The organism is Bacillus sp. FSL K6-0073 (assembly GCF_038006085.1).
GTDB classification, from domain to species: Bacteria; Bacillota; Bacilli; order Bacillales; family Bacillaceae_G; genus Bacillus_A; species Bacillus_A cereus.
Genome location: NZ_JBBOUN010000001.1, coordinates 4,284,782 through 4,304,396 on the forward strand (window position 1 = coordinate 4,284,782; position 19,615 = coordinate 4,304,396).

Genomic DNA, 19,615 nt, shown 5'->3' on the forward strand with positions numbered 1-19,615 from the left:
GAAAATATTCCTACTGCTTACTTTGTTTCACGGTGTAACGTAGACTTCTTGTCACGCTTGCAATACTTTTTAAGCTCGATACGCTCAGCGTTGTTACGTTTATTTTTCTTTGAGATATAGTTACGATCTCCGCATTCTGTACATGCTAGAGTAATATTCACACGCATTCTTATTTCCCTCCAGTACTAATAACTTAAATCAGACTATACTATAATACCACTTTTAAAATAAAAATTCTACACCTTTTGATATTGTCTAATTTTTTCTATAAGATTTTTCATGTTTTCCCTTGCTATTACTGGGTTTCTAGCATGTGAATACACCAAAAATTTTGGTTGTTTTGTGTCAGAAACGATATAAGACCACTCTTTTTCAGTATATTTGAACTGTACTCCTTCAAATATACCTTCTCCCTTCCTTTCTATATCATCCAATAATTTCCTCATAATTTCCCCTTTTTCATTCCATGAACATACCACTTCATCATAAAGTAAATAGAGCGGAGGTGATTGCTCCACTATGCTGAGAAACGTTTTTCCTTGCAATGCTATTAGCTCAAATAATTTTCCAATCCGATATAAAATATCTCGCTTCCACCTTACTTGAAACGACTTTCTTTCATCCTGCGTATAAAATAGAAGATAACATTCCCCTAACTTCAAAGACATTGGGTAAATATTTCCTGTCGATTCGAGTAAGAAATCTGGAATATCTACCTCTTCCAAATCTGTACCTTGGTAAATATTACTATGTTTATCGTATAACTCGAAATGATTTCCTTGCTCAGAAAACATAAGAGCCATATTCGCTTTACTTGATTTCATCAAAGCTTTCACATGATCTTTTTGTTCGCTTGCATAAATCCATGTAACTGTACAACCAAGTCTTTGCAGAAAGAGCATGAGTAAATGTTGCAACGTATCATTTCTCTTATTAATAAGAAGATGAAACTTCTGCATCTGTATTTTCTCGATATCAATATGCTCCAATATAACTTCTATATACTCATTCATAGAAACATGAGCGAGCTTATTACGCCCCATTTCTTTCTCATGCACGTAATAAAACAATTCGGACATATATACTTGTTCTATCTCTTTTTGCTGCTTATACGTTAACGGCATGCCAGCTTGACCGTATAACTTTATAACAATCTCATTCTCATTCTCCACTTGAATGAAAACACCACCTGCACATTGCAAATGATGAACACTATATTGAAAAAGTGACTCGTTCATTTCTTTACATTCCATCGTATGAATCCCTATACCATGAATAGCATGTAAAAATAAATTTTTATAAGAGGTTGTTTCTATATTTTCTTGACTTCCAATTAATATACTTTCTCCTTTTGTAAAAAGAGAACCATACGCCATCGCAATCTTTACGATAAACTGAGGAGTAATTTCAACATTCCCTCTTCCTACAATGCGGCTTTTTTGTAACCACCCTGCACTCATTTCACTCTCTTGAATACCAGCCGCTCCTACTATCGAATGACTATCAATCGCCTTATAAGGCCATACTTTTCCTTTTTGCTTAATTACCGTACTTCTCCCGATATGACAGTGATCCGCTACAACGCTTTTTTGAAACAGTGTAACATCATCTTCAACTATTGTACGCTCTCCTATTGTCGTTTCTAATAGTTCACAATACTTCCCAATGTGGGCATTCGCAAAAACAATACTTTTTTGAAGATGAGAATAACTTGAAACGATACTATTTTTCCCAATAATAGAATATGGCTCAATTACAGCTCCTGTACCAATCTTTACTCCTTCTCCAATAAAAGAGGGGCCATGAATTTTCGTCCCTTTACCAATCGTCACCCCTTCTCCCATCCATACCATCGGTAATACTTCCGTATAAGGAATAGGTACTTGTAACTTTTTCGTTAACAAATCAAATTGTGCTTGTCGATATTGATTAAATGTGCCGATATCTAACCAATAACCTTCTGACAAATATGCGAATAATACATTTTTGTTTGCCAATAACGGAAACACATCATGACTGAAATCAAAAAATTGTCTAGGCGGTATGTAAGAAAAGATTTCTGGCTCCATAATATATATGCCTGTATTCACAACATTAGATACTACCTCATTCCAGCCCGGCTTTTCTATATATCGTGTAACCTCCTGGTCTTTATTCATTACAACCAAACCAAATGAGAGTGGATTTTCTACTTCTTTCACAAACATTGTTACCATTCTTTTCTTTTGTTCATGAAACCTAATTCCTTCTGATAATTGAAAGTCAGTTAATGCATCCCCGCTTATCACAACAAATGTTTCATCTAAAAATTGTTCTGCTTGTTTAATACTCCCTGCTGTGCCAAGCGGAGGAGAGTCTTCAAAATAATACAAGTTAACTCCCCATTTACTACCGTCACCAAAATATTGCTTAATGGTCGTACTCATATATTGAACAGTAATTGCAATTTCACGAATACCATGCTGACGTAATAACTCAATATTATATTCTAAAACTGGTTTTTCTAATAATGGTAACATCGGCTTTGGAGTATTACATGTTAATGGTCTAAGGCGTCTTCCTTTTCCTCCAGCTAAAATAACCCCCTTCATATACTTCAGCCTCCACTTATATAATGTTCAGTAACTCCATATACCATATGTATATTCCCTATCCCACATGAACTAGCAACATAAACTTGATTAGTTAAACAAATCCTCATTTAGAAGACCATATAATTAAATTTCTCACCTATAAAAACGTACATTTCAAACAACAGGAAAGCGCTTACTATTAATTGTTAAATAATACTTATTAACGACCAACATATATACTAATTTTTCCATTACATTATGATACATCTTATCATCATAAACTAAAGGAAACAACGAGCTTTTTTTGTCATGTTTTGACTAAAAAAAGCAGGTGATTTCCCATCACCTACTTTAATTCCTACTCATTCAATAAATAATGCTTTCCTTTTACTAAATAAAATACATTTTCAGCAATATTTGTAATATGATCTGCTACACGCTCAATATATCTCGCGACAAATGATAATTGTGTAATTTGCGTAATTGCTTCTGGTTGTTCCGGAACCGAAGATATAAACTCACGAATTGCTTTTCCATATATTTCATCAACGGAATCATCCATTTCAGCAATTTGTTTCGCAAAAGTTAAATTTTCTTGTTCATATGCTTCTAACGCTAAATGCAACATCTCATTTGCAACCGCAAACATTTCATCCAGGTTGTGCAAACTAACAGCCACTTCTTTTTCCCCAAGACGAATTGTAGCCTTTGCAATATTAACAGCATGATCTGCAATACGCTCTAAATCTGTCGCTGTTTTAATTGAAATAAAAATCCTTCTTAAGTCACTTGCTACAGGTTGCTGCTTCGTAATGAGCATAAGCGCAAGATCGTTTATTTCCTCTTCTAAATTATCCATGCGGTAATCACCATCAATGACCTCTAACGCTTTCTCTACATCCCTTGTATGCAGACCTTCCATAGCAATCAATAAAGCCGCATTTGCTAATTCTCCAAGCTCGATCACCTTTTGCTGTAACGCTTTTAAATCACCTTGAAACTGTTCTCTTACCATTTTTCTTCCCCCTCAATATTATGTGCCATTATATAAAAGTGAAACTTTAATCAACCCTCATCAATCGGGCTTTTATGCTTGTAATAAACCTTAAGATAAGGAGAAGTATTACTTCTCTATTAACAGTAAGATAAAATAAGAAATGCCCTCTGTTAAGAGGGCATTTGCTCTTAGCTTTGAAACGATATCAACCAAATCGACCTGTAATATAATCTTCTGTACGCTTATCTGAAGGAGTCGTAAATAATTTGTTTGTATCTGTATACTCCACAACTTCCCCGCTTAAGAAGAAAGCTGTTTTGTCTGAAATACGCGCTGCTTGTTGCATATTATGCGTTACGATAACAATACTAAAATCTTTCTTTAGCTCTTGAATTAATTCTTCTACTTTTAATGTTGAAATTGGATCTAATGCCGATGTTGGCTCATCCATTAAAATAACGTCTGGCTCAATAGCTAAGCAGCGCGCGATGCATAGACGCTGTTGCTGTCCACCAGATAAACCGTATGCATTATCGTGCAAACGATCTTTTAACTCATCCCAAATCGCTGCTCCACGTAAACTTTTTTCAACAATTTCATCTAATGTCTTTTTGTCACGAATACCATGGATTTTTGGACCGTATGCTACATTCTCATAAATAGATTTTGGAAATGGATTTGGCTTTTGGAACACCATTCCTACATGTGTTCTTAATTCTTCAACTGGATATGATTTATCAAATATATTGCGTTCTCTATACTCAATTACACCTGTAGTTCGAACGATCGGTACTAACTCTACCATGCGATTTAATGTTTTTAAATAAGTTGATTTACCACAGCCACTTGGACCGATAATGGCTGTAACTTCATTCTCATGAATACTTAAATTAATATCTTTTAAAGCATGGTCTTCCCCATACCATAAATTTAAGTTTTTCGTATCAAATACTACCTTCTTTGGCGCAGTCTCGATTTTCTCTTCGTTTTTCACCTGTACATTTACTACTGTTGCTACCATTTGAATTCCCCTTTCATCCACTTCCAACTTATTTTCGATTTCGTAACCATAAAACAAATATATTAATAAATAGCAACAAACCTAACAAAACAATCATCCCAGCTGCTGCTACATACTGAAATTCTTCTTGTGGCCTACTCATCCAATTAAAAATTTGAATTGGTAGAACTGTAAATCTATCAAACATACTAAATGGAACATAATTTGCAAACGCAAGTGCCCCAATAACTAATAGTGGTGCAGCTTCTCCAATTGCTCTTGATATCGCTAACGTACAGCCCGTTATAATCCCTGGGAAAGCATATGGCAATACAATTTGATACATCGTTTGCCACTTCGTAGCACCTAATCCGTAAGAACCCTCTAATAATACACTTGGTACTGATCGAATTGCTTCTTGACTCGCCACAACAACTGTTGGTAAAACGAGTAAACTCATCGTCAGTGCTGCTGCAACTATACTCTCTCCTAAATGAAGAGCATATACAAAAATAGTTAAACCAAGCAATCCAAATACAACGGATGGTACTCCTGCTAACGTTTGATTATTAATCTCTATTATTTTTTTAAATAGAGATTCCTTCGCATATTGCTCTAAATAAAGCGCTGTTCCAACTCCAAATATAAAAGAAACAGGTATAACAATACTCATAAATAATATTGTCCCTGACAAAGCTGCAGCAATACCAGCTTCTTTCGGATTACGTGAAGCGAAATTTGTAAAGAAATTTATTGAAAGATAACTTATACCTTTTTCAACAATTTGAAAAAGTAACAAAAACAAAATTACCATTGAAAATAAAATTGCTATATAAAATAACAATTTGTAAATTCGATCTTTTAAAAAGCGTGATGCCATGTTTTTTTGTATTTTTTTATGATTCAACATTCGCATATTATGTCATCCTCCTAAAACGGCGCATAATAGACTGCGAAATGATGTTCATAATAAAAGTAAACAAAAATAACGTTGCACCTACAGCATACATGCTGTAATACGTAATCGTTCCATGCGGAGCATCACCTAAACTTACTTGCACAATATAGGCTGTTAACGTTTGAATAGAATGTGTTGGATCAAGCGATACATTCGGTGTGGATCCTGCTGCAATTACAACAATCATCGTTTCACCAATTGCACGAGAAGCCGCTAATATAATCGCTGCCATAATCCCTGTAAAAGCGGACGGAAACACCACTTGTTTTACCATTTCAAACCGCGTCGCTCCGAGTGCTAATGAAGCTTCTTTCGTCCCTTTCGCCACAGCTCTCATCGCGTCTTCAGATAGAGATGCAACTGTAGGCATCATCATAAATCCGATAACGATTCCTGGACTAATCGCATTAAAAAACTGTAAATCTGGTATAAGCCTTTGTAAAAGCGGCGTAACAATTGTTAATGCAAAAAAACCATATACAATTGTCGGGATACCTGCTAATAGCTCTAACATCGGCTTTAATATTTTCCGTGCACCATTTGAAGCATATTCGCTTAAAAATACGGCACACGCTAAACCGATAGGAATTGCTACAAACATAGCAATTGCTGTTACAAGGAACGTTCCACATATAAGTGGTAATATACCGAATTTAGGATCTCCAAAAAATGGTAACCATTCTTTCTCCGTCAAAAAGGAGTATAATGATATTTTTTGAAAAAACATGATTGTTTCATTAGAGAGCGTAAAAACAATTCCAAGTGTCGTCACAATAGAAACGCTAGCAATTATTTTTAGTAATAAAGGCACTATTCGATTGATTCGCTGCGTTTTTTTTCTTTGCTTTATATTTCTTTCAATCAAATGTTGTACAGAAAATGTAATTTGACTTTTGTCATTATGAGCCAAAGATGAAAACCCCTTTCCACCCCGACATTACCTTTTTATTTCTGTTAACATACGCAGCTGTTCATTGTATTTTTCTTTTCGTAATTTTACATACCCGACCTCTTCAGCGAGGTTACCGACATGCTGAATCATAAACTCAACATAGTTTGCTACATTCATTTTATTTCGGATAGATGCATTATTCACATAAGCAAGTAGCGGCCTAGATAACGGCTTATACTTACCTGATTGAATGGTCTCTTTCGTCGGAAATACACCATTTACTTTTATTGCTTTCACCTTATCTCGATTAGCCATATAATAAGCATATCCTACAAAAGCAATGGCATGTTTATCATTCATTACCCCTTGCATAATAACTTGATCATCTTCAGACAAAGAGACTTTTTTTACAATGCGATGATTTTGTAAGATGACATTTTGAAAATAATCATACGTACCAGAGTCTACGCCTGGTGCATAAAACTTCACTTGTTCACGTGGCCATGTTGAATGAATTTGTGACCATCGCTTCTCTCTTCCATCTTCACTCCAAAGTAGTCGTAACTCGTCTACTGACATATCGTCTATCCATGTATTATGGCGATTCACAACAATCGTAAGACCGTCGTTAGCAACCTCAAAAGGTGTGAACTGAATAGAGTTTTTCTTCATTTCATTTTTCTCGACTTGTTTCATTACTCTCGAAGCATTATTTATATCTACTTCTCCTTTACTGAAACGATTAAATCCTCCCCCAGTTCCAGAAATACTGATGGAAATTTTCACGTCTGGATGCACCTTTGTATATTCCTCCGCTACTGCTTCTATAATAGGAAAAACCGTTGAGGATCCATCAACTCTCACTTCTCCCGTATCATTTAAAGCAAATGCAGTAGACATTTCAAAACAGAGGAACCATATTGATAATACGAAAATCTTAATCGGTGTACGCATCCATTTCACGTGTTCTTCCTCCTAGAAGTAACCGGAAATAACAGGATTACAGATATAAGAATACTGCTAAACTATTAATTCGGTTTTAATTGTTTGTAAAAGTTTTGTAAAGTTCCACAAAAATCAACATACGATACAATTTTAATTCAGTAGTAGCTATTCATTTCCTCTGATGATTTCCCTATAAAACAGTTATCTCCTATCCCATCATATACAAGTATCATTTATACGGCCGCGTTTTTTCAATGTTGTATACTTGTCCACATTTATTACACGATATGCATAAACCATAAAAAAAAGCACACTATCTTTTCATATAGTGTGCTTTTTTACAACTTTTTTATTCATCATCTTGCTCTTTATTTTTATTGTCTTTATCATCTTTTGGAGCTTCACCATTTACTTCTTTGTTTTTCAAATCAAAGTAAGCGTCCATAATTTCACGACCAATATATCCATTAATACCAGTCTTATCATCATGTACCCATGGAACGACAACAGAGAATGCTACTTCTGGATCTTCAAGTGGCGCATAACCTACTAATGTTAAGTTATATGTTTCCACACGTTCACCTTTTGCATTTCTACCAATCTCTTTATCTCCACCATACACAGTTTGAGCTGTACCAGTTTTCCCAGCAGCTTTATATTTTGCACCTGTAAAGTACTTTGTAGCTGTACCACCTGAATCATTATACACTTGTCTAAATCCTTCTTGAACACGTTTAATTTGCGATTCCGGCATATCAATACGATTTAATACTTTCGGTTCCATAGATTGAACAACTTTCCCAACTTCATCTGGTTTCACTGCCGGTTGACGAATTTCTTTTACAACTTGTGGTTGCATACGATATCCACCATTGGCAATCGTCGAAATATATTGCGCTAATTGAAGCGGTGTATACGTATCATACTGTCCAATTGATAAATCTAGTAAGAAACCTGGTTGACTACTCTTACCCATCTGACCAGCAGATTCATTCGGTAAATCAATTCCTGTTTTTACACCAAGTCCAAACTGTCCGAAATAATAACGCATCGTATCAAATGCTTTTTGAGGTATATCTAACGTACCACCTCTCACATATGGAACACCGGCGATATTCATCGCTGTTTTAAACATATAAACGTTAGAAGACATTTTTAAAGCTGTAAGGTCATTAATGTATCCCATCGTTTTCCAAGACGACTTCGTAGGTGTACCTTTTAATTTAATTGGTTCATCCAATTGTACTGCCCCTGGTTGAATCGCACCAGTTTGATATCCAGTAAGTACTGTTGCACCTTTTACAGTTGATCCCATCGGATAAGAACTTGTCATGGTACCTAATGCAAAGTCATTTACTTTCGTTTGGCCATCTTCGTTAACTAATTGTTTCCCCGCCATAGATAAAACTTCACCATTTTTTGGGTTCATCATTACAACAAATGCGCGATCTAAAAGAGGTTCGCTTCCTTTAAACCTCATTAAATTCTTCGCAAGAATATCTTCCACGCGCTTTTGTAATTCCATATCAATTGTTAAGTTCAGGTCATTACCACTTTGTCCTTTTGATACATTAATCGTTTCTAAAATATTACCGTTTTTATCTGTAACATTTCTAACTTCTGCTTTCGTACCGTGCAGGCTATCTTCATACTGTTGTTCAAGATAACTTTTTCCTACTCGGTCATTTCGATTATAATCACGAACAAGATAGTAATCTAGTCTTTCTCTCGGTAAGCCTTCATCAGATGTCGACACCCCACCAAGTACACTTCGGAATAAATCATCGTACGTATATTTTCGCTCCCAATCAACATTCGTATCTACACCTGGTAATGCTGCTAGGTTTTCACTAATAATCGAATATTCCTTTTCTGTAGCATCCTTTTTAATAACTTGAGGTGTCATTGCATATCCGCCGTCCATCTTACTCTTAATCGCGAGTATTTCTAGATCTTTTGCGGATAATTGATTAATCTCTTCTTCTGTTACACGACTTCGCTGACGCTCGTCTAATTCTTTATCATCAATTTTTTTATCTTTAAACTCTTGACGATCTTTATTCGTAACTTTTTCTTTAGCTTCCTCTTTATGCATAGCAAGCCAATAATCTTTTTTATCACGATCTGTTAATTTATCTGTCGGTACTTCAATCAAATCTGCTAGCTTTTTCGCTGTTTCTAAGCGATCTTCTGCAGTTGATCCTTTCATTTTTGTAAATGTAATAGTACGAACGGCTGCATTATCTACTACAGGTCGCCCATAACGGTCAAATATTTTCCCACGCGGTACAGGATTACTTATCGTTGAGTTTTCTTTCTTCTCCACTTCATTCTTATATTCTTCACCGCGAACAATTTGTACATATCCGAGCCTTACAATAACCGCGGAGAACATTAAAAACACGCAGAAAAACAACACGTTTAATCGAAAAGGAACGTGGGTCTTTTTCTTATTTTGCTTCTGCTTCTTGCTCATACAAACCCCCTCTACCAACAGCTATGTAATGTGAAAGGGACACCTTCATACAGGTGTCCTCACTGCTGTCTTACATCTTTTTCTATTCTAGCATAAAACAAACGAGAAGTTAACCTTCTGGTTCAGTTTGGTTTTGCGCGTTCCCTTGCGTTACAACACTTGTTTTACTCGCATTTCCCTCATCATATTTGACATTTTTAACTGCAAAATAAATAAGAAAATGTCCAGCACCTAAAATACATAATAAGTAAGGTAAACTTTTTTCAGGTGGAAAGAATAGTACAGCACATAAAAAACTTAAAATGGAACAGATTCTTCCGGCGTTTAACCACAGCTCCCGAACAACGACATATTCCACACGCCATTCTCTCGCATTTTTTGCTCTACCAATTACGTCATATGTCATTGATCCGTACGGAACAAGTAAAATAGGATATGCAATTGCAATACATGCCGCATAAATAAGTAATTTCGTGTATGTAACATTGAAAATAACTAAAAAGACGACAGCATATAAAATAATGCCTCCAAGTAAAATTGCTTTTTTTCGCCACTCCTTCTTTAACATACGAGCAACTAAGTAATAACATACAAAGGATACAGCAGAGTTCACTAAACTGTATTTCCCTAATGCGAACTCACTATTAGTTGCTAAATAAACATATACTGAAATGACAAAAATAAACGTTCCTTCTCTCAATCCTTGGAAAAAATGAGCTCGTGTAATCTTTCCCCAATTTTTATCAATCCGTCGTTCTTTCAATACTTGCACGATTTCATAACGCCCTTCACATTCTCTTTTAGATAAAAAGAAGCTTAAGACGACAGCAATTGCAAATAGAACTAATGAAAGAAAGAATATAACAGTATAACCACTCCATTTCTCCATACGTGAAATTGTGTATCCTGCTGCTATTGGTCCGATCATTCCAGAGAAGGATGTAAGAAGTCCAAGAAACCCATTAAAGAAATCTCTTGTTTCTGGTTCCGTAATTTCAAATGTCAATAAGTTAAAAGCCAACCAGTAAAAACCGTATCCTACTCCTAAAAGAGCCCCCATTAATAAAATATACTGAGAAGCACTTTTTCCTGCTACTAAGACAACGATAAAAAAAATTGCGAGCGTTCCTACCCCTATTCGTAATAAAATCGAGCGATCGATACGTTTCGCTAATTTCCCCCCTACAAGAAATGTGAGAGGCTGTAATACCACGCTGGCTAAATTATACAAGCCAAGATTCACATAATTTTGTGTTTGTTTCCATAAATAAATATTTACAAACGTATTCGATAAAGAAATTGCGAGCGTGTATAAACCTCCTATAAGGAGCAATAACACTAAATCCCGATTCACTTCAACGTCACCAATTATATGTTTCCATTTCATACACAACTCTCCTTTACTTCATGTTCTAGTCTTCCAAAGACAAGCCCAATTATGTAAAAGGAAAGCATAGAAAAAAGCTAGGGGCTCTCCCCTAGCTTTTTCTATATTTATTACGATTATTTTGCTTCTTGGTAACGTTTTTCAGCAGCGTTCCAATCTACAACGTTCCAGAATGCACCGATGTAGTCTGGACGACGGTTTTGGTAGTTTAAGTAGTAAGCATGCTCCCAAACATCTAAACCGATAACTGGCGTTTTACCTTCAGTTAAAGGAGAATCTTGGTTTGGAGTGCTTGTTACTTCTAACTCACCATTGTTTACTACTAACCAAGCCCAACCAGAACCGAAGCGAGTTGCGCCAGCTTTTGCGAATTCTTCTTTGAATGCATCGAAGCTACCGAATTTTGCTTCAATTGCAGTTGCAAGTTCACCTACAGGTTGTCCTCCGCCGTTTGGAGATAGGATTGTCCAGAAGAATGTATGGTTAGCATGTCCGCCACCATTGTTACGTACTGCTGTACGGATTGCTTCTGGTACTTCGTTTAAGTTTGCAACTAATTCTTCTACGCTTTTGTCAGCTAATTCTGCATGACCTTCTAAAGCAGCGTTTAAGTTTGTAATGTACGTGTTGTGATGTTTTGTATGATGGATGTTCATTGTTTCTTTGTCAAAGTGAGGCTCTAAAGCATCATACGCATAAGGTAAATTTGGTAATTCGTGTTTTGCCATTGTTATATTCCTCCCAGTTTATGTATTGCCACTTAAGTGACATACAACTTCATTCTACCCTAATTGCCATAGGGTGCAAACAAATAAATCACATTGTCTTGCTATCATTAAAGTAGCAAAATTCCCACTTCTTTTCAATTAAAATGCTCATATATTCCGTAAAAAAAGCTTCCTTCTACAAGGAAGCTTCCTGCTAACATAATAAACATGCGAAATGGATATGGACCCTGTAGGACTCGAACCTACGACCGGACGGTTATGAGCCGTCTGCTCTAACCAGCTGAGCTAAGGGTCCACAATTATGTATGTAACAACATATCAAATAAAGGAATTCCTATCGGATATGCCCTCTAAGAAAGGTAAGATAAATTTACCATATAGAAAAGAAAAGTGTCAATTGTATTTTTCTTATTTAAAAGAAGAAAGTTAATAAAAAGAAATTTAGTTATCTCCACTATATGTAAATATAATATATCTTGAGATTCTCTAGATTACTACGTTACAATGATTTTATACATACATAAAGGAAGTGAATCTATGTCCATATTTACCCAATTCGTAAAAAGCATATACTCGCCTAAAGATATGGCGCTATTCCGTTTTCAAAAAATCGGTAAAACCATTTTGTATATTATGCTACTTTGCTTAATTACTACTATTCCAAGAACTTTTTTGTACGGTAGTTTTATCCAAGATGGTGTAAGCATGGTAAATCAAGTCATCGATAAAGATTTACCTGATTTTAAAATTGAAAATGGCGAACTAAAAGCCGATATTGATCAACCTATTGAAAAAGAAGAAGGAAATGCACTTTTCGTATTTGATCCAAATTCAACAGACCTAGAAAAATATCAAAATAAAACAGGTTTATTTGTTTTAAAAGATAAAGTAGTCTCTATGGGAAATGGTCAAACACAAACGTATTCTTATAACGATTTGTTAGGTGCATCTCTTGAGAAAAAAGATCTACAAGAATTTATTTCTTTATTCGATAATATTTATCCGATTTTATTATTTGTTATTGGATTCTTAGTGTACCTATTCCAATTATTCATCACTTTTGTAGGCGTGACTTTACTTGCGTTCATCGGTTCTGCTATGAGCGGTCAACGTAAACTATCCTATAAACAAGTTTGGACACTAACTGCATACAGCTACACAATCCCAACAATCTTCTTTATGATTATGGATGCATGTAAGATTGTCGTACCTGGATCAACATTCATCTATATCGCAGTTGTTTTAATTGTTCTGTACTTAACGATTAAAGAAGTTCCAAAACCAAAAGAAAAATAAGAACGAAAAAAATGCCTAAATAGGCATTTTTTTTTTGGACAAGCATATATTCCTAGCAAAGGAGTGAAGAATATGAAGAGATTAGGTATATTCTTATTCGTGCTTGTTCTCGGTTATATATTTTATTACGATATAAAAATCGGTACTTTACCGATGTTAAGTTCATATAAAAAAACAACTGCTGCTCAAACGATTAAAAAAGAAAACACAGACAGTCAACAAAATAAAGAGAACAAAACAGAAAAAGAAACGGATGTATCTTATAAAACAATTGAAGTAAAAACTGGTGAGACAGTTCTTTCTATTACAGAACAAATTAACAAGAAAAAAATTCCTTCCATAGAAAAAGTCATTGACGACTTTAAACAATTAAACAAAAGTACATCTGCTACAAAAATACAAATTGGAAAGTCTTATAAATTCCCCTTATATCAATAAGCTATCACTTAATCCTTGTCAATTACATAAAGGCGCTGATACAATAGTAAAAGTGAAACCGAGTACTTCGGTTTCTATAGCCCTATATCACGTATACTATCATTGATATGAGGGACTAAATAAGAAACTTCTTTTATAAGGAGAGCGATCTATTCGTGAATGAAATGACTCATCGTACAAAAACACGTCCAGTTAAAGTCGGTAATTTAACAATCGGCGGTAATAATGAATTAATTATACAAAGTATGACAACAACAAAAACACATGATGTTGAAGCAACAGTTGCTGAAATTAAGCGTTTAGAAGAAGCCGGCTGTCAAGTCGTCCGCGTTGCCGTTCCAGATGAACGCGCAGCAGATGCTATTGCTGATATAAAAAAACAAATCAACATTCCACTTGTTGCTGATATTCATTTTGATTATCGCCTTGCTTTAAAAGCAATTGAAGGTGGCATCGATAAAGTACGTATCAATCCAGGTAACATTGGTCGTCGCCATAAAGTAGAAGCTGTTGTAAATGCAGCAAAAGAGCGCGGTATTCCAATCCGTATTGGTGTAAACGCTGGTTCATTAGAGCGTCACATTTTAGAAAAGTACGGGTACCCAACTGCAGATGGTATGGTTGAGAGTGCGCTACATCATATTAAAATTTTAGAGGACTTAGATTTCCACGATATTATCGTATCTATGAAAGCCTCTGATGTTAACTTAGCAATTGAAGCATACGAGAAAGCTGCTCGTGCTTTTGATTATCCATTACATTTAGGTATTACAGAGTCCGGAACATTGTTTGCCGGAACTGTAAAAAGTGCTGCTGGTCTTGGAGCAATCTTAAATAAAGGTATCGGAAATACACTACGTATTTCATTAAGTGCTGATCCAGTTGAAGAAGTAAAAGTTGCTCGTGAACTATTAAAATCATTCGGTCTTGCGTCTAACGCAGCAACACTTATCTCTTGTCCAACTTGTGGTCGTATTGAAATCGATTTAATTAGCATCGCTAACGAAGTGGAAGAATACATCTCTACACTTCAAGTACCAATTAAAGTTGCAGTACTTGGTTGCGCTGTAAATGGCCCTGGTGAAGCTCGTGAAGCTGATATCGGTATTGCCGGTGCACGTGGAGAGGGATTATTATTCCGTAAAGGGCAAGTCGTTCGTAAAGTACCAGAAGAAACAATGGTAGAAGAACTGAAAAAAGAAATCGACGTAATTGCTGCTGAAATGGCTGCTGAGCGAGAAAAAGAAAAAGAGACACAAGAACAATAAAAAGAAGGTTGCCACAATATTTGTGAGCAACCTTCTTTTCTACGTAAAAAAGCTCGTCAGTTATATAACCGACGAGCTTTTACTTTGCACATTTTGGACAACGACCATATATTTCAAACTTATGACCCGTTACTTCATAACCGGTAAAATCTTTATTCATAAAATCCATTGGGCAGGAAGTAATCTCTTTCGTTCCCCCACAATCCAAACAAATAAAATGATGATGATGTTCCATAATAGAACAAGTAAAACGAAAATGTTTTTCACCATTTAATTCCGTTTGTTCTAAAACACCAATCTCAGCAAAAACTGTTAAGTTACGATAAATCGTATCAAAACTAAGTCCTGGATAATCGTCCTTCATATGCTCTAAAACGTCTTTCGCAGTTAAATAACGATTATGCGCTGCAAATAATCTGAGCATCTCTTCTCTTTTTCCAGTATGTTTGTATCCTTTTTCTTTCATTAGGCGTAAAGCTTCTGTTAGATTCATACCTATCCCTACTTTATGCAGTTTTTTTCTTCTTCCATAAAATCGCACCGATTAAAATAAGAACTGCTATCATAACAATTGTACCACCTGGCGCTAGATCAAGTTGATACGAAGCAAACATTCCACCAATTACTGCAATTTCACCGAATAAAATGGAAAAGAAAATTGTTTGTTTAAATCCTTTAGCAATACGAATACTTGCTGCAACTGGTAACGTCATTAATGATGATACAAGAAGAACCCCCACTACACGCATTGATACTGCAATGACAAGAGCAACTAATATAATGAAAATAAAGTGAATCCATTTCGCTCTTAAACCAGTTGATACTGCGTATTCCTCATCGAATGATAATAGAAACAGCTCTTTATATAATAAAATAATTGTCGCAACAACAACAATTGCTACAATCCCAATAATAATTAAATCTGTACTTGTTACAGCACTGACACTACCAAATAAATAACTAAATAAGTCTGTGTTAAATCCATTTGCAAGTGAAATGAAAATAACTCCAACCCCCATCCCTGCCGAAAGGATAATTGGAATTGCTAATTCTTGATAGTGCTTATATACAGTTCGTAACTTTTCGATTAGTAGCGCTCCACCAATCGAGAAAATCATCCCCATATATAAGGGGTTTAAAAACCCACCTGTAAAAATGGTTTTTTCAAGTAATAAACTTGCTGCAATACCCGATAACGTCACGTGACTTAATGCATCCGCAATAAGAGATAAACGACGAATAACAACAAACACACCAATTAGCGGTGCAACAAGTCCAATTAAAATACCTGCGTATAAAGAATTACGTAAAAAGTCATATTGTAAAAAATCTTGTATCATTATATCCTCCCGTGATGCTCATGTTCGTGTTCTAAACGATGAACATGATGTCCATATAAGACGGACATTTCTGCATCTTCTAACTCTCGGAACTTCTCTACATTTCCATGGAAATGTAGATGTTGGTTTAGGCATGCAACATGTGTTACTTTTTCAGTAACAGCTCCCATATCATGAGTAACAAGAATTAATGTGATCCCGAGCCTTTTGTTTAAATCCTCTAATATTTCGTAAAAACTTTCCACATTTTTTACATCGATTCCAACAGTAGGCTCGTCCAAAATAAGCAATTCAGGATCACTAACGAGCGCACGAGCAATAAATACACGCTGTTGCTGTCCACCAGAAAGCTCTCCAATGTTACGACCTTGAAACTCACTCATCCCTACATCAGCAATTGCTTTTTCTACCTTTTTCTTATCCTCTTTTGTGAAAAAGCGAAAAAGCCCTTTTTTCGAAACAAGTCCCATTGACACAACTTCAGAAACAGTTGCTGGAAAACCAGAATTGAAACTATTTGCCTTTTGGGATACATAACCAACTTTGTTCCATTCCTTAAACTTCTTACTATCAACGCCAAACACGCGAATGCTTCCTTCTTTTGGCTTTAAAACACCTAATAAACACTTAAGTAGAGTTGATTTACCTGAACCATTCGGTCCCACTAAACCTAAAAAAGCTCCCTTCGGAACTTGCAAATTAATATTTTCTAACACATTCCGATCTTCGTATCGGAATGTTAAACCTTCAATTTCTAATATATTATTCATAGCATCTCACCTATTTTAATTCAGAATGATTCCGATTTATATCTATTTGAATTATAGTACAGCTTATTATAGTTGTAAACCAATCTGCCTAAAATATATCTATTTTTTCAAGAAACCTTACTATTATAACAAAAAGCAGAGAAAAATTCTCTGCTTTCGAAAAATATTCCTATAAACTTTTTAGTGAATAGCCGATTTAAACTTACCACCATTTGTCTCTTGCGTGCTCATAATCGTAACAAACGCATTTTCATCAATTTCATGCACAATTGATTTTAACTTCGTCACTTCTAGACGCGTTACAACTGCATAAATAACTTCTTTTTCTTTATCCGTGTAACCACCTTTCGCTACAAGCTTTGTAGTTCCACGGCCAAGACGATGCAAAATCGCGTTTGATACTTCCTCATATTGATCAGATACAATTAAAACCGCCTTCGTTTCATCTAGCCCTTGAATTACTGTATCGATCGTTTTAAATGCGATATAGTACGTCATAACAGAATACATCGCTTGTTCCACACCAAACACAAATGCTGCCCATGCAAAAATAAATAAGTTCACAAACATTACGAATTCACCAACAGAGAACGGTAATTTCTTCGTTAATAAAATCCCCATAATTTCAGTTCCATCTAGCGATCCACCATGACGAATTACAAGTCCTACACCAAGACCTAAAATAAGACCACCAAACACTGTCGCTAAAATAGGTTCTGTTGTAAATGGTGGTACCGCATGTAACGTTGACTCAATGAAAGCTAACGCTACAATACCAAATGTCGAAGATAACATAAATGTTTTTCCAATTTGCTTATAACCGGAATACATAAATGGGATATTGAGAACAACGACTAAAGTAGAAAAACTTAACCACCAAATGTTAGGAGTAAGATAATCTAATATAAGAGAAATACCAATAATTCCACCATCAATAATTTTATTTGGCATTAAAAATAGTTCAATTGCTACCGCCGCGCATGCTGCTCCAAAAATAATCATAACTAAACGATAAATGAGATGAATAACACTTTCTTTTCGATGTTGCTTTTGCTCCATAAGTCCTCCCTTTACTCTTTTTCTGTAGTTTTGTCCTTATATTATAACATACGCTTCTTTTCCTCATGAAAAAAGAAACTCCATACGAATATGTACAAGCTATATGCTCATATATTTCGATAGAAGAACGCGTGAAGGAGGATAATAAGATGAACCTCATTAAACAAATTGTTAATAAAAAATTAAATCATATTTCTACAAAAGAGTTATTAAAATATAGCAAAGAATATGAAGTTCCCATTACAGCCGCACAAGCTGATCAAATCGTTTTACTTATGAAGGGTAAAAATATTAATATTTACGATAACAACGAGCGACTAGAGCTCTTAAAACAAATCGCAAAAGTAACTTCCCCTGCCACTGCCCAACAAGTAAATACCTTATTTCAGCAACTACTAAAATAAGGAGGGGATTTCCCCCTCCTTATTGCGCTTTAATTTTTTCAAGAAGCCCTTCATCAAAAGTGCCGTTTTTCAGCATTTCAATTTCCAATTTGTATGGTGGCTTCTTATCTTTTTTATCTTCCCCTACATACGGTGTTTCAAGAATTTTTGGTACATGCATTAACTGTGGATGATGTACAATGTGATGCAATGCTTTATACCCAATGTGACCAAATCCAATGTTTTCATGACGGTCTTTTCCTGCTCCGCGTACATTTTTACTATCATTAATATGAAGTACTTGTAAACGATCTATACCAACGATCTTATCAAATTCGTTTAATACGCCGTCAAAGTCATTTACAATATCATATCCTGCATCATGCGTATGACATGTATCGAAGCATACAGATAGCTTTTCATTATATTTTACACCATCCATAATTTTTGCAATTTCTTCAAAGCTACGACCGCATTCTGTTCCTTTTCCTGCCATCGTCTCTAACGCAATGTTAACCGTCTGTTCTGGCGTTAATACTTCATTAAGCCCTTTAATAATTTGTTGAATACCAGCATCTGCTCCAGCACCAACGTGCGCTCCTGGGTGAAGAACAATTTGTTTCGCTACACCTAATGCCGATGTTCTTTCAATTTCCATGCGAAGAAAGTCTACTCCTAATTGGAATGTTTCTGGCTTCGTCGTATTCCCAACATTAATAATATACGGCGCATGGACGATAATTTCCTCAATTCCGTTCAGCTCCATATGTTTTCTTCCTGCTTCTATGTTCAATTCTTCAATTGGTTTTCTTCGTGTATTTTGCGGTGCACCTGTATAAATCATAAACGTTGTTGCACCGTATGAAACAGCCTCTTCACTTGCTGCTAATAACATTTTCTTACCACTCATGGAAACATGAGATCCAATCTTTAACATACAATCACCTCTTCAATATACAATAGATATAATGATAGCATAATTTGTAGAAATATGTAGTGAATTGTTTGTTCACAAAAGATGCACTACACAAATTTATATGACTATTTATACAGACTATACTTTTCATTTAAATTAGCTGGATTAAGTGAAACTTTAATCAATACT

19 protein-coding genes and 1 tRNA gene are annotated in these 19,615 nt (G+C 35.4%); 4 read left to right on the forward strand and 16 right to left on the reverse strand.

The features are described from left to right. Nucleotides 1–17 precede the first annotated feature (17 nt). The 11 genes from rpmG to MHB52_RS22200 all read right to left on the reverse strand — a co-directional run bounded on the left by rpmG (nt 18) and on the right by MHB52_RS22200 (nt 12,251). On the reverse strand, nt 18–167 hold the full coding sequence (rpmG, locus tag MHB52_RS22150) for a 50S ribosomal protein L33 (RefSeq protein WP_001265616.1): 150 nt from the start codon (nt 165–167) through the stop codon (nt 18–20). Nucleotides 168–236: 69 nt separating this feature from the next. Then, entirely contained in the window at nt 237–2,591 is a 2,355-nt protein-coding gene (locus MHB52_RS22155; RefSeq protein WP_000679341.1) for a sugar phosphate nucleotidyltransferase, read from the reverse strand. 340 nt (nt 2,592–2,931) lie between these two features. Continuing rightward, nucleotides 2,932–3,588: a phosphate signaling complex protein PhoU gene (phoU, locus tag MHB52_RS22160; protein WP_000251240.1), complete on the reverse strand. Its 657-nt coding sequence runs from the start codon at nt 3,586–3,588 to the stop codon at nt 2,932–2,934. Nucleotides 3,589–3,775: 187 nt separating this feature from the next. After that, the gene (pstB, locus tag MHB52_RS22165; RefSeq protein WP_000226681.1) at nt 3,776–4,591 is read right to left on the reverse strand and encodes a phosphate ABC transporter ATP-binding protein; all 816 of its coding nucleotides are present in this window, start codon (nt 4,589–4,591) and stop codon (nt 3,776–3,778) included. A gap of 28 nt (nt 4,592–4,619) precedes the next feature. Next, entirely contained in the window at nt 4,620–5,486 is an 867-nt protein-coding gene (gene pstA, locus MHB52_RS22170; RefSeq protein ID WP_001242564.1) for a phosphate ABC transporter permease PstA, read from the reverse strand. A 1-nt stretch (nt 5,487) separates the two neighbouring features. After that, nucleotides 5,488–6,438: a phosphate ABC transporter permease subunit PstC gene (gene pstC / locus MHB52_RS22175; protein WP_061663038.1), complete on the reverse strand. Its 951-nt coding sequence runs from the start codon at nt 6,436–6,438 to the stop codon at nt 5,488–5,490. A 27-nt stretch (nt 6,439–6,465) separates the two neighbouring features. Then, nucleotides 6,466–7,383, reverse strand: coding sequence for a PstS family phosphate ABC transporter substrate-binding protein (locus MHB52_RS22180; RefSeq protein WP_000871821.1), 918 nt, complete (start codon nt 7,381–7,383; stop codon nt 6,466–6,468). Between the two features lie 331 nt (nt 7,384–7,714). Further along, complete coding sequence (locus tag MHB52_RS22185) at nt 7,715–9,841, reverse strand: peptidoglycan D,D-transpeptidase FtsI family protein (RefSeq protein ID WP_044795893.1); 2,127 nt, start codon at nt 9,839–9,841, stop codon at nt 7,715–7,717. Between the two features lie 109 nt (nt 9,842–9,950). After that, nucleotides 9,951–11,228 carry an MFS transporter gene (locus MHB52_RS22190; RefSeq protein ID WP_000871386.1) on the reverse strand — a complete coding sequence of 426 codons (1,278 nt, stop codon included), beginning with the start codon at nt 11,226–11,228 and terminating at the stop codon, nt 9,951–9,953. A 116-nt stretch (nt 11,229–11,344) separates the two neighbouring features. Beyond that, entirely contained in the window at nt 11,345–11,956 is a 612-nt protein-coding gene (gene sodA, locus MHB52_RS22195; RefSeq protein ID WP_001052031.1) for a superoxide dismutase [Mn], read from the reverse strand. 221 nt (nt 11,957–12,177) lie between these two features. Further along, nucleotides 12,178–12,251: transfer RNA gene (locus MHB52_RS22200), tRNA-Ile, on the reverse strand. 242 nt (nt 12,252–12,493) lie between these two features. On the opposite strand from MHB52_RS22200, the gene yqgB reads away from it, so the two are divergent. From yqgB to ispG, 3 genes are all read left to right on the forward strand, one after another. Further along, entirely contained in the window at nt 12,494–13,252 is a 759-nt protein-coding gene (gene yqgB / locus MHB52_RS22205; protein ID WP_000021900.1) for a protein YqgB, read from the forward strand. A 72-nt stretch (nt 13,253–13,324) separates the two neighbouring features. Next, entirely contained in the window at nt 13,325–13,690 is a 366-nt protein-coding gene (yqfZ, locus tag MHB52_RS22210) for a protein YqfZ (RefSeq protein ID WP_000825416.1), read from the forward strand. Nucleotides 13,691–13,854: 164 nt separating this feature from the next. Then, nucleotides 13,855–14,958 (forward strand): flavodoxin-dependent (E)-4-hydroxy-3-methylbut-2-enyl-diphosphate synthase, encoded by a 1,104-nt coding sequence (gene ispG, locus MHB52_RS22215; RefSeq protein ID WP_153577907.1) that lies wholly within the window; start codon nt 13,855–13,857, stop codon nt 14,956–14,958. A 79-nt stretch (nt 14,959–15,037) separates the two neighbouring features. Here the strand turns inward: ispG and MHB52_RS22220 are convergent, their stop codons facing one another. From MHB52_RS22220 to MHB52_RS22235, 4 genes are all read right to left on the reverse strand, one after another. Then, nucleotides 15,038–15,451 carry a Fur family transcriptional regulator gene (locus MHB52_RS22220; protein ID WP_001054516.1) on the reverse strand — a complete coding sequence of 138 codons (414 nt, stop codon included), beginning with the start codon at nt 15,449–15,451 and terminating at the stop codon, nt 15,038–15,040. 13 nt (nt 15,452–15,464) lie between these two features. Continuing rightward, the gene (locus MHB52_RS22225; RefSeq protein WP_000613815.1) at nt 15,465–16,298 is read right to left on the reverse strand and encodes a metal ABC transporter permease; all 834 of its coding nucleotides are present in this window, start codon (nt 16,296–16,298) and stop codon (nt 15,465–15,467) included. Beyond that, nucleotides 16,298–17,068, reverse strand: a complete 771-nt coding sequence (locus MHB52_RS22230; RefSeq protein WP_001059662.1) for a metal ABC transporter ATP-binding protein — start codon at nt 17,066–17,068, stop codon at nt 16,298–16,300. The genes MHB52_RS22225 and MHB52_RS22230 overlap by 1 nt, the downstream gene beginning before the upstream one ends. 180 nt (nt 17,069–17,248) lie before the next feature. Continuing rightward, nucleotides 17,249–18,127: a YitT family protein gene (locus MHB52_RS22235; RefSeq protein ID WP_000435963.1), complete on the reverse strand. Its 879-nt coding sequence runs from the start codon at nt 18,125–18,127 to the stop codon at nt 17,249–17,251. 149 nt (nt 18,128–18,276) lie between these two features. Between MHB52_RS22235 and MHB52_RS22240 the strand changes: the two genes are divergently transcribed. Then, nucleotides 18,277–18,531 carry a DUF2624 domain-containing protein gene (locus tag MHB52_RS22240; protein ID WP_001048954.1) on the forward strand — a complete coding sequence of 85 codons (255 nt, stop codon included), beginning with the start codon at nt 18,277–18,279 and terminating at the stop codon, nt 18,529–18,531. Between the two features lie 19 nt (nt 18,532–18,550). On the opposite strand, the gene MHB52_RS22245 is transcribed toward MHB52_RS22240, so the two are convergent. Continuing rightward, nucleotides 18,551–19,447, reverse strand: coding sequence for a deoxyribonuclease IV (locus tag MHB52_RS22245; protein ID WP_061663039.1), 897 nt, complete (start codon nt 19,445–19,447; stop codon nt 18,551–18,553). Between the last annotated feature and the right edge of the window lie 168 nt (nt 19,448–19,615).

Excerpts from the sequence above, each read along its gene's own strand:
- rpmG (WP_001265616.1), bottom strand. The coding sequence starts at position 167 with ATGCGTGTGAATATTACTCTAGCATGTACAGAATGCGGAGATCGTAAC.
- MHB52_RS22155 (WP_000679341.1), bottom strand. The coding sequence starts at position 2,591 with ATGAAGGGGGTTATTTTAGCTGGAGGAAAAGGAAGACGCCTTAGACCA.
- phoU (WP_000251240.1), bottom strand. The coding sequence starts at position 3,588 with ATGGTAAGAGAACAGTTTCAAGGTGATTTAAAAGCGTTACAGCAAAAG.
- pstB (WP_000226681.1), bottom strand. The coding sequence starts at position 4,591 with ATGGTAGCAACAGTAGTAAATGTACAGGTGAAAAACGAAGAGAAAATC.
- pstA (WP_001242564.1), bottom strand. The coding sequence starts at position 5,486 with ATGCGAATGTTGAATCATAAAAAAATACAAAAAAACATGGCATCACGC.
- MHB52_RS22185 (WP_044795893.1), bottom strand. The coding sequence starts at position 9,841 with ATGAGCAAGAAGCAGAAGCAAAATAAGAAAAAGACCCACGTTCCTTTT.
- MHB52_RS22190 (WP_000871386.1), bottom strand. The coding sequence starts at position 11,228 with ATGAAATGGAAACATATAATTGGTGACGTTGAAGTGAATCGGGATTTA.
- sodA (WP_001052031.1), bottom strand. The coding sequence starts at position 11,956 with ATGGCAAAACACGAATTACCAAATTTACCTTATGCGTATGATGCTTTA.
- yqgB (WP_000021900.1), top strand. The coding sequence starts at position 12,494 with ATGTCCATATTTACCCAATTCGTAAAAAGCATATACTCGCCTAAAGAT.
- yqfZ (WP_000825416.1), top strand. The coding sequence starts at position 13,325 with ATGAAGAGATTAGGTATATTCTTATTCGTGCTTGTTCTCGGTTATATA.
- ispG (WP_153577907.1), top strand. The coding sequence starts at position 13,855 with ATGACTCATCGTACAAAAACACGTCCAGTTAAAGTCGGTAATTTAACA.
- MHB52_RS22220 (WP_001054516.1), bottom strand. The coding sequence starts at position 15,451 with ATGAATCTAACAGAAGCTTTACGCCTAATGAAAGAAAAAGGATACAAA.
- MHB52_RS22225 (WP_000613815.1), bottom strand. The coding sequence starts at position 16,298 with ATGATACAAGATTTTTTACAATATGACTTTTTACGTAATTCTTTATAC.
- MHB52_RS22230 (WP_001059662.1), bottom strand. The coding sequence starts at position 17,068 with ATGAATAATATATTAGAAATTGAAGGTTTAACATTCCGATACGAAGAT.
- MHB52_RS22235 (WP_000435963.1), bottom strand. The coding sequence starts at position 18,127 with ATGGAGCAAAAGCAACATCGAAAAGAAAGTGTTATTCATCTCATTTAT.
- MHB52_RS22240 (WP_001048954.1), top strand. The coding sequence starts at position 18,277 with ATGAACCTCATTAAACAAATTGTTAATAAAAAATTAAATCATATTTCT.
- MHB52_RS22245 (WP_061663039.1), bottom strand. The coding sequence starts at position 19,447 with ATGTTAAAGATTGGATCTCATGTTTCCATGAGTGGTAAGAAAATGTTA.